Source organism: Janthinobacterium paucivorans (assembly GCF_051380805.1).
GTDB classification, from domain to species: Bacteria; Pseudomonadota; Gammaproteobacteria; order Burkholderiales; family Burkholderiaceae_D; genus Janthinobacterium; species Janthinobacterium lividum_D.
In genome coordinates this window covers 83,650-97,807 of record NZ_JBNYXR010000011.1, presented here as the reverse complement: position 1 = coordinate 97,807, position 14,158 = coordinate 83,650, and the positions used below count along the sequence as shown (strand labels likewise).

Annotated in this window: 10 protein-coding genes; 7 read left to right on the top strand and 3 right to left on the bottom strand. The window is 63.4% G+C overall.

The features are described 5' to 3' along the window. The first annotated feature begins 25 nt into the window (after nt 1–25). Together ACQ4V8_RS14635 and ACQ4V8_RS14630 are read left to right on the top strand one after the other, a co-directional pair. Complete coding sequence (locus ACQ4V8_RS14635; RefSeq protein ID WP_436571726.1) at nt 26–928, top strand: LysR family transcriptional regulator; 903 nt, start codon at nt 26–28, stop codon at nt 926–928. A 139-nt stretch (nt 929–1,067) separates the two neighbouring features. Beyond that, nucleotides 1,068–1,916 carry a hypothetical protein gene (locus tag ACQ4V8_RS14630; RefSeq protein ID WP_436571725.1) on the top strand — a complete coding sequence of 283 codons (849 nt, stop codon included), beginning with the start codon at nt 1,068–1,070 and terminating at the stop codon, nt 1,914–1,916. Between the two features lie 33 nt (nt 1,917–1,949). On the opposite strand, the gene ACQ4V8_RS14625 is transcribed toward ACQ4V8_RS14630, so the two are convergent. Both ACQ4V8_RS14625 and ACQ4V8_RS14620 read right to left on the bottom strand, forming a co-directional pair. Further along, complete coding sequence (locus ACQ4V8_RS14625) at nt 1,950–3,014, bottom strand: bifunctional nicotinamide-nucleotide adenylyltransferase/Nudix hydroxylase (RefSeq protein ID WP_436571724.1); 1,065 nt, start codon at nt 3,012–3,014, stop codon at nt 1,950–1,952. Nucleotides 3,015–3,337: 323 nt separating this feature from the next. Further along, nucleotides 3,338–3,982 carry an ArsR/SmtB family transcription factor gene (locus ACQ4V8_RS14620; RefSeq protein ID WP_436571723.1) on the bottom strand — a complete coding sequence of 215 codons (645 nt, stop codon included), beginning with the start codon at nt 3,980–3,982 and terminating at the stop codon, nt 3,338–3,340. A gap of 63 nt (nt 3,983–4,045) precedes the next feature. Here ACQ4V8_RS14620 and ACQ4V8_RS14615 point away from each other — a divergent pair, with 63 nt between their 5' ends. Beyond that, on the top strand, nt 4,046–4,534 hold the full coding sequence (locus tag ACQ4V8_RS14615) for a DUF2938 domain-containing protein (RefSeq protein WP_010393864.1): 489 nt from the start codon (nt 4,046–4,048) through the stop codon (nt 4,532–4,534). On the opposite strand, the gene ACQ4V8_RS14610 is transcribed toward ACQ4V8_RS14615, so the two are convergent. Continuing rightward, the gene (locus tag ACQ4V8_RS14610; RefSeq protein WP_010393863.1) at nt 4,535–6,970 is read right to left on the bottom strand and encodes a DUF3772 domain-containing protein; all 2,436 of its coding nucleotides are present in this window, start codon (nt 6,968–6,970) and stop codon (nt 4,535–4,537) included. It lies immediately after the preceding gene. On the opposite strand from ACQ4V8_RS14610, the gene ACQ4V8_RS14605 reads away from it, so the two are divergent. The 4 genes from ACQ4V8_RS14605 to ACQ4V8_RS14590 all read left to right on the top strand — a co-directional run bounded on the left by ACQ4V8_RS14605 (nt 6,969) and on the right by ACQ4V8_RS14590 (nt 14,036). Continuing rightward, the gene (locus ACQ4V8_RS14605; protein ID WP_128089120.1) at nt 6,969–7,250 is read left to right on the top strand and encodes a hypothetical protein; all 282 of its coding nucleotides are present in this window, start codon (nt 6,969–6,971) and stop codon (nt 7,248–7,250) included. The two genes, ACQ4V8_RS14610 and ACQ4V8_RS14605, sit on opposite strands and share 2 nt — an antisense overlap. A gap of 491 nt (nt 7,251–7,741) precedes the next feature. After that, entirely contained in the window at nt 7,742–10,216 is a 2,475-nt protein-coding gene (locus tag ACQ4V8_RS14600; RefSeq protein WP_436571722.1) for a two-component system response regulator, read from the top strand. A 46-nt stretch (nt 10,217–10,262) separates the two neighbouring features. Beyond that, nucleotides 10,263–11,303, top strand: a complete 1,041-nt coding sequence (locus tag ACQ4V8_RS14595) for an ABC transporter substrate-binding protein (protein WP_082260938.1) — start codon at nt 10,263–10,265, stop codon at nt 11,301–11,303. A 6-nt stretch (nt 11,304–11,309) separates the two neighbouring features. Next, on the top strand, nt 11,310–14,036 hold the full coding sequence (locus tag ACQ4V8_RS14590) for a response regulator (protein WP_080570563.1): 2,727 nt from the start codon (nt 11,310–11,312) through the stop codon (nt 14,034–14,036). Nucleotides 14,037–14,158 lie beyond the last annotated feature (122 nt).

Sequence of the window (14,158 nt, the reverse complement as noted above, 5' to 3'; positions counted from 1 at the left end):
CCCGCATGCCTCCTCATTCTTATTTATGATCAGTCTTGACCGCTTGGGTATTTTCATCGCTATCGTCGACGCCGGTTCGCTGACAGCCGCTGCCGCCGTGCTGGGCCAGAGCAAGGCCGTCGTCAGCTTCAACTTGAAACAGCTGGAGGTGGAACTGGGCGTATTGCTGCTCACGCGCAGCACGCGCAGCCTGGCGCTGACCGACGTGGGGCAGCGTTTTTACGAAGATTGCCAGCGCGTGCTGAGCGAAGCGTACGGCGCCATCGAAACGGCGCGCCAGGGCCACCAGAGCTTGCGCGGCACCCTGCGCCTGAGCACCACCGTCGAATACGCTAGCCGCACGGTGATCCCCGCGCTGATCGCCTTTGCCGCCGCCCATCCGCAGCTGCAAATCCAGCATGCGTCCTCGTCCTCGCATGAAGACCTGATCGCGGGCCGCTGCGACCTGGCCATTTGCATGGATACACTCAACGATGCGAGCGACCGCGCTTCGCTGGTCGAGCGCTACGCCGTCTGGCCCGTGGCCTCGCCCGCCTACCTGGCCAGCCTGCCCGCCAAGGACATCGCCACCTTGCCCGACTTGCAGCGCGCGCGCTGGCTGGCGCACAGCAGGCTCAGCACGCCCCTGCACTGGGACGTGCTGACCCCGGACGGCGCCGCCCACTTCATCGTGCAGGACGCCGCCGCCATCCATTCCGACTCCGCCTCGGCCCTGCTGGGCTTTGCCCTGGGCGGCTGCGGCGTCGCGCTACTGCCACAGTGGCTGGTGGAAGGGGAAGTGCGCGCGGGACGCCTGCGCCGCCTACTGCCCGATGTCGTCTTTCCAGAGCAGGGCGTGTATGCCGTGGTTACGGACACCCTGCCTGTTGCGCAAAAGGTGCGCGCCTTCATCGACTTCTTGCGCGCCTTCGTGGGCACACCCGCCTGAGGTTGCACGTGGTGCCACGCTGCCCGTATCACGTTGGCAGTACTTGTTCAATACAACGATTTCCAAGGGGCAAACGAGCGCCCCTTTCCTTGTACACGGCCTACACTAAACCTACTTTGTTCAACGGTTGGAGAGCATCATGGCACATACATTGGCAGCAGTTTTCGCCGTGCGCGACATGGCCGAACGCGCGCGGCACGACCTGATCACGGCGGGCTTCCCCGCTGCCCGCGTCCGCCTGCACGATGCGGGCAGTGACGATATTTACGCCACGGAAAACATGTACCGCGACAATAGCAACAACAGCGACAACAGCGACAGCCTGCTCGTCAACATCAGGCACTTCTTTGCCGACCTGTTCGGCAGCCACGCCGACCGCCACATCTATGCCGAAGCCGTGCGGCGCGGACATGTCGTGCTGACCTTGGAAGGGGCGAGCGACGCCGATATCGGGCGCGCCACCGACCTCGTCGAGCGCTATGCGCCGCTCGACATCGATGCACACGCCGATCACTGGCGCGCTGGCGGCTGGCAAGGCGCGCCGCAACACGATAGCGCGATGCGCCACGTCGCCAGCATGCAATCGGGCGCGCCATCGCAGCAAGGCACAGCCACCGGCAAGCCGAACTCGACAACGGCAGCATCGCAGCAATTTGCCGGCGGCATGGCGCCGCCACCACCGAGCGCGAGCGCCAACGCGCGCCGCTATCCGGGCGCCGACAACCTGCCCGGCACCAGCGACGACGACGAGCAGTATTACCGCAAGCACTGGAGTGGCCAATATGCTGCCGGCGGCGGACACTTCGACGACTACGATCCCGCCTACCGCTATGGCCATTCGATGGCGGGCAGTGACAGCTACCGGGGGCAAAGCTGGGAGCAGGTCGAAGTGGAACTGCGCAATACCTGGGAACACACGTACCCGCAATCGGCGTGGGACGACTTCAAGGCGGCCATCCAGCATGGCTGGGAACGCGTGACGTCCTGAGCACAGCGCGGCGCTGCGGCTGCCCCCGCTGCTTCAGTGCCCCTCGTGCGTCAGTTGCAGGAAATGGTTCAGGATATGAAAATGGTCTTCGAAGAATTGCTCTTCCATGGCCGGTAGCGACACTACGGGCACCCACTGCGCCAGCGCCGCATCGTCGGCCGCCGTCACGGCCGGCAGTTGGCGCGTTTTCAGGTCAAAATAATGCGCATGGGTGATGGTGCGTCCGCGCTGGCTGCGGTCAGGGTGGTCGAACACGGCGACGTCGACCAGCGCCTCGACAAGGGTGGGCGCCAGCACGCCCAGCCGGGTCTCTTCCGCCAGCTCGCGCAGAGCCCCCTGCAGCAGGCGCTCGCGCGGCGCCAGGAAGCCCCCAGGCAGCGCCCACAAGCCCTTGCCCGGATAGCCGCCGCGGCGCACCAGCAAGACGTGGCCACCCGTCTGCACCAGCGCATCCACGGTGCAAAAAATGGGTGCATACGGTGCCGTGCGCCAGCGCGCCTTGTACGCTTCGATGGCCCGGTATTCCTGCACCAGTGGCGCGTACCACGGCAACAAGGTCCATGCTTTCAAGTACTGGCTAATAGCCGCCGGCAGCAGCTGCGCCACGGCACTCAGCGACACGTCCACATCTTCGGCTTCGAACACCACGCTGCGAATCGCCGTCGCGCCAATCGGCGCACCCGTATCGATCTCCGGGTTCAGCAACTGCCAGTGCGGGAAGTGGTGCAGATAGTAACTGGTGGCGTCCTTGAAGCAGGCCACCAGGATGGCGCGCTGCGCCGTCGGCACGGCGCCCGCCACGGCGCGCCGCACGGTATCGGCCCACAGGCCGTCGTCATAGTAATCGCGCACGGCCACGTAGTGCACGCGCGCGCGCTGCGTCTCGGGCAGGGTGGCGGCGATCATGGCAGCGCGCTCCTGCCACGTAAACGGATTCTTCGCGCTGCGCGCATGGAAGGCGGAACCGAGCACCACCACCACCTGGGCGGCGCTGGCCAGCGCCGTTTGCAGCAAGCCGGCATGGCCATTGTGAAAAGGCTGGAAGCGGCCGATCAGGATGGCCGCGTCGGCGGAATAGGCAGGATAGGCGAGGGTCATGCATCGTCTCCAGTCGGGTAGTGGGCGGTGATCGGCAATTGGCGCCCACTGCAAAAAGCATGCGAACGCACGCGTACCAGAGCACTATCCTGCCTGAAAAATTTTCTGAGCGTACTGATGCAATCGTGCGCGGGTGGCGCTCGCGTGCTGCAGCGCCAGCAGCTGGTTTTTACCTGCGGCAGGCCTGGCAGCGAACTTCCATGTCCCGTGCAACATAGGCACACGGCGGCGCTGCGCCAATGTCCGCAGAGCGTTCCACGTGAAACCTTCGACGGCAAGGACGATGTCCTCGATGCCTCACTGCTTGCTGTTCGGGATCGCCGTCATGCAGCCTTGACGACTGGCAAGCCGGCCGCCTGCCAGTGCTCAAAGCCGCTACCAAGACGACGCGCAGGCAAGCCGTGTTGGCGCAGGGCCGCCACCGCCTGCACGGACAACACGCAATACGGGCCGCGGCAATACGCGGCAATTTCTGCGTTCGCTGGCAATTCGCCGAGGCGGCGCTGCAAGTCATCAACAGGAATATTGATCGCGCCAGGCAAGTGGCCAGCGGCAAATTCCTGTGCCGGCCGCACGTCGAGCACGGTGATGCTGGCCTCGCGGATACGTGCCAGCAACTCGTCGCCCGTGATCGCTTCCACATGGTCACCCCGGCTCAGCGCCTGCACCTCGCTGCGCTGGTGCTGCGCATACACGTCCAGCGCGGCCAGCAGTTGCACGATGGGACCACTACCGAGCCGGTACAGCACGCGCTTGCCGTCACGCTGCGCCTGCACGAAACCGGCGCGCCGCAGTTGCTGCAAATGCTGGGAGGTATTCGCCACGGACAGGCCTGTCAACGCCACCAGTTGCTCCACTGCATATTCGCCCTGCGCGATTTGCTCGAGCAGGCGCAGACGCGGCGCGCTGCCTAAAATATGGGCAAATCCGGCAGAACCGGTGAGAAATTCGATATCAGCATTTTTCATTGACACGATGCTAGCACCCTTATAACATTCAATCAATCTATTGAATGTTATAAGGCGATAACGATGCAAATACTCTGGCTTGATGCCTTGGCCATCGGCGTGGGCGCAACGGCGGTGATGGATGTATGGGCGCTAGCCTTGAAACACTTCTGGTGCATCCCCTCGCTGAACTTGGCCATGCTGGGACGCTGGCTCGGCCATCTGCCGCGCGGTACCTTCACGCATGCCAACATCGTCCAGGCGGCAGCCGTACGCGATGAGGCGCTGCTGGGCTGGAGCGCCCATTATGTGATCGGCGTGCTGTTTGCGGCCATGCTGCTGGCGCTGGTGGGACAGCAGTGGGTGCAACAGCCGACGTTCGCGCCGGCGCTGCTGGCGGGCCTCGTGAGCGTGGCCGCGCCGTTTTTCATCTTGCAACCGGGCATGGGTGCCGGTGTCGCCGCCAGCAAGACGGCGCATCCGACCGCCGCCCGCCTGCGCAGCCTGATGGCCCACATGGCATTCGGCATCGGTCTGTACCTGGCGGCGGCGCTGTGGTCGACGGTGCGCTGACTAACTCGTCATTGGCGGCACGGGTGCGGGTGCCGCCGTCGGTGCGGGTACAGCCGCCGAGATGGCCGGCGTCTGCGGCTGCGCCGGCACGGTGCTCAGCACCATCGTGCTGGGCTTGGCAATCGCAATGTGCGCCTCGTCGAGGCGCTTGAGCAGCTCGAACAGCAGGGCGCTGCGGATGCCCGACGTCAGGCGCGGCGACGACGCATAGCCGGTGGCGTTGAACAGCAACAGGCCATTGTCGATACCGTCGAGCTGCACGCTGGGCGCCGGCGTGTCGAGCACGTCGGGATTGTCGACAAAGGTGGACAGGATCAGCGCGCGCGCCGCCTGCGCATCCGTACCCAGCGGCAACGGCAGCTTGACCTGTACCAGTCCCAGGGGATTGGCGTGCGTAACGTTGCGCACCGTCTTGGTGATGAATTCCGAGTTCGGCACGATCACCGTGGAACGATCGCCCAATTGAATTTCCGTGGCGCGCACATTGATGCGGCGAATGTCGCCTTCCACGCCGCCCAGCGAAACCCAGTCGCCGACTTTGACGGGGCGTTCGGCCAATAAAATCAGGCCGGACACGAAGTTCTGCACCACCGCCTGCAAGCCAAAACCGATACCCACCGACAAGGCCGACGCCACCCACGCGATGCGTTCCAGGCCGATGCCGGCCGCCGACAGGGCCAACGCCACGGCCAGCACGCCGCCGATGTAGCCGAACAGGGTGATGAACGACACTTGCATGCCGGAATCGAGATTGGTGGTCGGCAAATAACTATTTTGCAGCCAGCGCTTGAACAGGCCCAGCGCCACGAAACCGACGACCAGCACCAGCAGGGCCTGGATCAGCGCGGCAGGACGTATCGCCACCTCGCCGATGGCCAGGCCATCTTGCAGCTTGCCCATGCGCTGGAACAGCTCGCCCGGACCTTCGCCAAACGGCGCCAGCAACAGCATCAGGGCCAGCAGCACGACGATGGCGCGGCCGATGCCCGACAGTAGCACGGCCGCCTGGTCGCGCGCCTTGGGCGTGGCCAGCACGGGATTGACGGCATCCGGCGGCGGCGGGGTGGAGGCCAGCAGCATGCAGATATCATCGACCAGCACCGTCAGCAGATAGGTACTGCCCACCACCACGATAACCCAGGCGATTTGCTTGGCGATAAAACTGCCAAACGCCACATAGCCGATCAGCAAACTGATGACACTCGACGCCAGCGCCAGCCATAGCAGCACCGTAACGCAACGCAGCCACAAAGGCGTGACCAGGGTGGCCGGATCGGCCTCGCGCAACAGGCGCCAGCTGCGCTCGGCGCGCATCGAGCCATAGGCGATGGTCGTGCTCATCACCAGGGCGACGATGCAGTTGACAGCCACGGCCGTCGACAGGCCCGCATTGATGACGATGGTGACGCGTTCCGTGGCCCACACCAGCACCACGATAAAGGAAAATATCGAGGGAAAATGGCGCAAGCGGTGCGCCAGCGCATCGGGCAAGGGCAGCAAGCGCCACGACACGCGCCAGGGCGACAGCAGCGCATGGCCGAGACCGGCCGTAAAACCGGCAAAACAGATGATACCGATCAAGCTACCGAGAAAAGTCGCGGTTTTTTCGGACAGGCCGCCATCCCAGCGCAAGCCCATGGCCAGCAATTCCGCCACCAGCCCCGGCGTGGCCAGCGCCAGCACCAGCACGGCCAGCGCATGCAGCGAACGGCGCAAACGGCCGTGCGGCACGCGTGTGGCCGTGATCACCAGCAGATAGCGAGAAACCCAGACGCTGGCGGCGATCACGGCCACGATACCGGCCAGCAAGCCGCCCCAGGCCGACCACGGCGTCGCGCTTGCCGCGTGGGCCAACTCCAGCCCCAGCACCCGCAGGCGTTGCAAATTCTGCGGCAATTCGGCATGCAGCTGTTGCCAGAACGAAGCGGCCAAAATCGACGCCGTGCGCTCGCCCAGGCGCGCCTGCAATTGTGCGCGGCGCACCGTCGATACCTGCTCGGACGCCTGCGTCGCCTCCACCGCGAGCAATCGCGCCAGCTTCACTTGCGCATCGAGCGCGCTGCTGGTGCGGTCCAGCAAGCTGCGCTGCGCCGCCACGTCAGGGGCATCTTTCATGCCCGCCGCCGGCTTGCCCAGCTCGGCCAGCCGTGCCTGCACGCTCGACAGGGTGGGCGCGAGCGCATCGGCCACCTTGTCCGCCGATGCGCTCGCTGCCAGCGCATCGGCACGCATCTGCGACAGGGCTGCGTCATCGAGATCGGCCTCGCCATCGAGCGCCTTCTGGATGGTGGTGATCTGCTTGCGCAAGCCATCGAGGCGCTGGTCGGCCGTGGCGGCATCGTCGACAGGCTGCGACCAGGCCGGTGGTGCGGCCAGCGAGCATGCCAGCAACAGCGCCAGCAGGAAGGGGAAAAAACGGAGACGGAAAGAAGTCATGCTGACCTATGGCTGGAGAAATGAGTACTGTCAGAAAACAGGGGTGATGTCGTGCGCAGACGCGTCAAGCGCAACGGCAATGGTGTCGCCATCGCACATATGGCGCCAGCTGGGCGTATGGCTCGTCAATATAGCTGAAAATGGCGTCAGCACGCCAAAACGCTTATCCATCCGTGTCCCGCCACTGATCGGCAAGAGAATGGGTTTGGTGCACGGCGGCGCCAGTATCTTTACCGTCCATCTGCCACTGAGGTCAGGCGTGGCGCCTGACAAGGGCTAAGCCGGCGGGTCCATCGACGTTGGCATCGCCCAGCCTTTGGCGTTGGCACAGATGCTGGCCAGCATGCAACGATGGGCGCCAGCCTCGCCAGCCTGGGCGCGCGCTGCCGATGGGCGTCATTGCATGCCTGCCGATGTTGTCAATTCGCAACATCGGCGCCGTTGAAGGGAGCGCCTCGCCATGCAGACAGCCACCAGCGCTCGCCGGCACTTGGAAGCCGGCCAATTTGACGACATGGCACGCGCATACGCGACGCTACGCGCAACGATGGGCACCCTGCACACAAAGCAGTTCGAGGGGGGAACGAAGCAGGCTGCCGGGCTTGCCCACCCTGGTCGCACACAGTCTACGCGAATGCGAAGCGCTCGCTCTTGCCTGGGGCGGCGCAGGCATGCGCCTGCCTTCACGATAGCGCTTGCGCCATGGAGGCGTCAGAGTTAGCATCATTGCACGATCACATCATCCATGGACTAGGCACCAGAATGTTCACCATGCAAGAAACTTCGCCCATGGCGATCCTGATCATCGACGATATGACCAGCAACATTACGGTGTTGCGCGATGCTGTCGATGGGCTGGCCGAAGTATTTTTTGCAACCAGCGGAGCGAGCGGCCTGGCGTTGGCCCGCCATTGTCGTCCCGACGTGGTCTTGCTCGATATTGCCATGCCGGGCATGGATGGTTACGCGGTCTGTGAAGCGTTGAAGGCCGATCCGCTCACGGCCGACTGCGCCGTGATTTTCGTCACCGGTTACACCTGCGCAGACCGTGAGTTGCTATCGCTGCAACAGGGTGGGGTGGATTACTTGCAAAAGCCGCTGGATCTGGCCGTAGTGCGGGCGCGGGTATTCAATCATTTAAGGATTAGAATGCAGACGCGTGCGTTGGCACAGGCACGCCAGGACTTGGCCGATGTGGTCGCGCACCTGCCCGCCTTTGTCAGTTATTGGGACGACCAGCATCTGAACCGTTTTTGTAACGATGTCGCCGGCAGGTGGTTTGGTGTGACTGCGGCGTCGATGGAGGGCATGGCCTTGCCCGAAGTGGTGGGTAGCGCGAACGCCTTGCTGATACGGCGCCGCTTGTATGTAGGCCCGCCGGACGCCGCGCCGGCGTTTGAAATGTCTCTCCACAACGCTGACGGCGGCACCTTGCATACCCAGGCATCAGTGGTGCGGCGCGAGCGCGGCAAACGGGACAGCAGCTTTCTATTGCTGATCACCGATGTCAGCGCCCGCAAGCAAGCCGAGCTCGCCCTGTACGATGAAAAAGAGCGCATGCGCATCATGCTCAATTCCATCGGCGATGCGGTCATCGCCACGGACCGCTACGGTTGCGTCACCTTTCTCAATCCCATCGCCGAAGAGATGACGGGATGGAGCAGCGAGGAGGCGGTAGGGCAACTGATCGAGCACGTGATGCCCTTGATCGACGGCGACAGCGGCGCGGTGACGCGCAACCCGGTGCGACTGGCCCTGAGCGAAGACCGCATCGTCGGCATGGCGCTAGACTGCGTGCTGGTGCGGCGCGATGGACGGCGCCTGATGGTCGAAGATTCAGCGGCGCCAGTGCGTGACCGCAACGGCGTCCAGAGCGGCGCCATCATCGTGTTCCACGACGTCAGCGAAGCGCGCGCGATGGCGTACAAGATGACCCATCTGGCCCAGCACGACGCCTTGACCAATCTGCCCAACCGCACCTTGCTGCGGGACCGCACGACACAGGCGCTGGAGCAGGCCTCGCGCCAAGATCAGCATGTGGCGATGCTGCTGATCGACCTCGACAATTTCAAGGTGATCAACAGCACGGCCGGGCACGCCGTTGGCGATACGCTGTTGCAGCAAGTCTCTTTACGCCTGCAGCAGGCGCTGCGCGCCGGCGATACCATTTGTCGCCAGGGGGGCGACGAGTTCATCATCTTGCTGAGCGCTCTCGATGATGTGGAATACGCCGGGGTCGTCGCGCGCAAGCTGCTCGCGGTGCTGGTGGAGGCGTTTATGGTCGGCAACCAGCGCTTTGATCTGTCCGCCAGTATCGGCGTCAGCCTGTTTCCCGGCGATAGCAATGATCAGGATGGCCTGTACCGGCATGCCGATTCTGCGATGTACCGGGCCAAGCAAGAAGGAAAGAACCGGTTCTGCTTCTTCTCGGCCGAGTTGGAGGAAAAACTGCTGGCCCGGCATGCCTTGATCGGCGAGTTGCGCAAGGCAATCGAGGATGGCGGGCTGGAAATGCATTACCAGCCAAAAGTCGATGCCAGAGTGGGGCGCGTGGTCGGGCTCGAGGCACTGATACGCTGGCGTCATCACGGCGTACTGGTGCCGCCCGCCAGTTTCATTGCGCTGGCCGAAGAGTGTGGATTGATCGTCCCGCTGGGCCAGTTCGTGCTGCACCAAGTCTGCACCGACTTGGCCCGGCTGGTCGACGCGCAGGTGGCAGTGCCGATCAGCATCAATTTGGCGGGGCAGCAGTTCGACGATCTGGCGCTGGCCGCCGACATCGCCAGGACGCTGGCCAGCCATGATTTGCCCACCCATCTGCTGGAGGTCGAGATCACAGAGGGCACGCTGATCGAAGATGTCATACACTCATTGGAGAATCTGCGCACGCTGTCCGAGCTGGGAATACGGACTTCAATCGATGACTTCGGCACCGGCTATTCGAGCCTATCGTATCTTAAAAAGTTTCCCATCGATGTACTCAAGATCGACCAATCCTTCGTGCGCGACATGCTCACCGACAGCAGCGATGCGGCCATCATCTCAGCCATTATCAGTCTGGCCAGCAGCTTGCGCATGGATCTGGTGGCCGAGGGCGTGGAACAGCAGGCCCAGGCTGATCTGCTACTGGCGATGGGGTGCACGATCATGCAAGGCTATTTGTATAGTCGTCCTGTGCCGTTCGAAGAAATGTTGACCTTGCTTGGCCACGAAACGATCTTTGGCTTGCCGCCAGTGCCGGCGTGAACCAGTCGGCGGCGCCGCGCCGCTGGCACACAGGAGTGTGAACTTGATGAAAAATCTGCGGGTTGGGCGGCCTTGGTCCTCGCGGCAACGCATACTCGGCGTGATCGCAACTGGAGTGCTACTTGCGCTGCTCATCGCGCTGGCTTGGCGATATACGCGGCCAACTGCCGCGGTAGTGGCGCCGCTGCCATTGACGCTAGCCTTGCCGGTACAGGCGGCCAGCGGCGCTTTCTTCGTCGCCGAGCAGCGGCAACTGTTCCCGCAGCATGGTCTGGTTTTGCAGACCCAGCGTTATGCGCTCGGCAAGCAGGCACTGGCAGCGGTGATCGAGGGACGGGCCGACATGGCGGTCGTCGCCGATACCCCCTTTGTCTTGGCCATCGCCAAAGGAAACCAGGTCGCGGTGGTCAGCACGGTCTTTGGCTCGCGTAAGACGGCGGCGCTGCTGGTGCGCGCCGACCGTGGCATGCGTACCGCAGCCGACCTGCGTGGGCGCCGCATCGGCACGGTATTTGGCACCAATGCCCAGTATTTCCTCGATAAATTACTCGAACATCAGGGCATAGCCGCGCATGAAGTGAGCATCGTCGATTACGCCCCGGCAGCGTTGCTCACGGCCATGCGTGACGGCGAGGTCGATGCCATCACTACCTGGCAACCGGAGCTGGCAAGGCTGCAGCAAGCGCTAGGCAAGAAAGTCGCCGCCCTGTTTGAGCAAGACCTGTTCGTGTATCGTTTTTTGTTGGTCGGGAAGGTCGAATTTATCGACAGCCATCAGCAAGAAATACAACGGCTGCTGGCGGCATTGGCCGACACTCAGCAATATATGCTCGACCAACCGTTGGACGCCCGCCAGACCGTGGCTGCCGCCGTCGGGCTGCCGCCAGAACTGATGTCGAGTTTCTTCGAGCCTGTCGACTATGGACTGTCACTGGATCAATCCCTGTTGCTCGCTCTTGATGATCAGACGCGCTGGGCGCGCCAGCGGCAAATCATCACCAACCGTGCGGTGCCGAACTACCTGGACTACCTGCGTCCCCAGCCATTGCAGGCGGTGCTGCCCAGTGCGATTTCAATTATCCGGTAGGCGCGTATGACACTACAGCGACAATCGACATTGCTGGCCTGGCTCGCCGTTCTGGCACTGCTGCTGCTGGCCGGCGTGACCATGAGTGCGGCCAGCGAGGTGCGTAGGCAGACCGAGCAGAGCGAGATGGCGGAAAGCACCGCCAGGGCGGTGGGAAATTTCCGCTATCTCATCATGGAAACGGCGCTGTATCGCGAAGCGCGTTCGGGCCAGCAGTGGCGCCAACGTGTCGACAGTTTCCGCCGCCAACTGGCAGCGAACCGTTACAGTGAGGGCAGGCAGCGGGCGCTGCTCGACCGCGAACGCAGCAATCTGGCCGTGATCGAACGGCTGTTTGATAGTTTGACGGGGGCGACCGACAGTGCGCGCACGGCGTCGGCCGTCAGCGCGCTGTTCCTGACCACCGAGCAGATGGCAAGCGACGCGTTCGAATTGATACGCATGAACCGCGATGATTTGCAGCGCGCGCAAGCCCGGTATAACCAGGTGGTCCTGTTTGCCCTGGCCCTGCTGACTGGCCTGATCGCCTCGGCGTACATGATACTGCGACGGCGGGTGTTGCTGCCAGTCACGCTGATCCGCCTGGTGGTGGAGCGGGTGGCGCAAGGCGATCTGACGCCACGCGTCGCGCTAAGCCTGGACAACGAGATCGGTTTTCTGGCACATCGGTTCGATGCGATGACTGAGCAATTGGCGCAGACGCACAACGCCATCAGTGCCGAGGTGCAAGAACGTCGACGCGCCGAGTCTGCATTACAGGAGACCGTGACCGAACTGGCGACGGCACGCGACCTGGCACAGGCAGCGAATGTCGCCAAGAGCCAGTTCCTGGCCAACATGAGCCATGAATTGCGCACACCGATGAATGGCATGCTGGGCATGCTGCAATTGCTGCGCTATACCCGGCTGACAAAGCAACAACAGGACTACGTGGCAAAGAGCAGCTTGGAGGCGCAGTCTTTGCTCGCCTTGCTGGACGACTTGCTCGATTTTTCCCGCATTGAAATGCATGCGTTGGAGATCGAGGCGGCGCCTTTCGAGATCGAGACCGTCCTCACCGATATGGCGATCCGGCTGCGCGTATTACACGGCTGCAAAGCATTAGAGTTGGTGATCCGCTGTGCCCCTGGCGTACCGGCAATGCTGATAGGGGACGGCGCGCGCCTGCGCCAAGTCATGTTGATTTTAGCCAGCAACGGCTTGAAATTCACCGAGCACGGCGAGGTCGTCGTCGACGTCAACTGCTTGCACACCGACGGCAAGACCGCAGAGCTTGAGTTTAGCGTGCGCGACACCGGCATTGGCATCGCCGCAGAACACCTCGACGTGATCTTCGAACAGTTCAGGCAGTCCGAGAGCGCCACGACCCGACGCTACGGCGGCGCCGGCCTAGGACTGTCCATCAGCCGTCGCCTGGTGGCACTGATGGGCGGTGAGCTTGAAGTCGCCAGTGAGCCCGGCGTTGGCAGCGTGTTCCGTTTCCGCTTGCGCCTGGCGACGGGCGCATTGGCCATGACCGAAGCGCAGACAGCGCCCTACCGGGTGCTGGTAGTCGACGATCATGCGCTGGCGCGGGAGGCGATATTGGGCATGGTCGAGGTCGCCGGCTGGCGTGGCGAGGCGGTAGCCGGCGGCGCGCAAGCGCTGGCGTGCCTGGAGAAGCAGAAGCAGGACGGCGCTGGATTTGACGTGGTATTGCTCGACTGGCGCATGCCGGACATGAATGGATGGCAGCTCGCTGCGCACTTGCGGGCGATGCGACACGGACAGAGCCGCCCCGTCATCATCATGGTGACTGGCTGCAGCAGTATTGAACTGGCGGCCCGCAGCGATGCCGAACGCGCGTTGATCGATGGTTATCTGAGCAAGCCGGTGACGTTATCGCTGCTGCGGGAAGCGGTCACGGCTGCGTTCGAGGTCGAGCGCAGCGCTAGCGTCGCGGACTATGCACGTCTGGCGGGCCTGCGCATACTGGTGGTCGATGACAATCCGATGAACCTGCAGGTAGCCTGCGAATTACTGCAGCGGGAAGGCGCACATGCCGAGTGTGCCGAGGGCGGGCTGGCGGCCATCGCGCTGGCGCAGCGCGGTGATCGCAGCTACGACGCCGTCCTGATGGATATTCAAATGCCCGACATGGATGGTCTGGAGACCACGCGACGACTGCGCGCAGACCCGCGGACCGCCGAGCTGCCTATCATTGCGCTCACCTCCAATGTACTTGAGAGCGACCGCGCCGCCAGCCTGGCCGCAGGGATGGACGCACACCTGGGCAAGCCGGTTGCGCAAGACGAGTTGGTGCGCACTTTACTCAGCGTCTGCAAAGCTCGGCAGCTTGACTCTGCCTTTGTCGGCGACGTCGCTGGCGCTCTGTCAGCGGCACGGGCGCCGGTGATCGACAGCGCGCTGGCGCTCTCGCGTCTGGGAGGCGATATACAGCGTTATGCGAGCATGGTACAGTCGTTCCAAAAGGAATGCAGCAGCACGCTCAAGGCGCTGCGCCTGGCGCAGCGACACAATATGCTGGGCGCCGGCGCAGAGCGCCTGCAGGCATTCCAAAGCGCCGCTGGCGTGATCGGTGCGGTGTCGCTACAGGAATGTGCAGCAGAGCTTGAGACCTGTTGGCGAACGGGGCAGGATGGCGATGGGCCATCGTTGGCAGCCCTGACGCAGCTGACCGAGCGCAGCTTGTCCGAGCTGGAGCAGTTCGCTGGCATAGATGCGCCGACTTAGCGGGCGCTGCAAGGGGGTACGTGGCGCACTGGCCAAGCCAGTAATGGGTGCCGCCGGACGACGATCTCACGGCTTAATTTAAAACACGACAGTCAAGGCGCGACGAGCGCACGGAAGCGAGA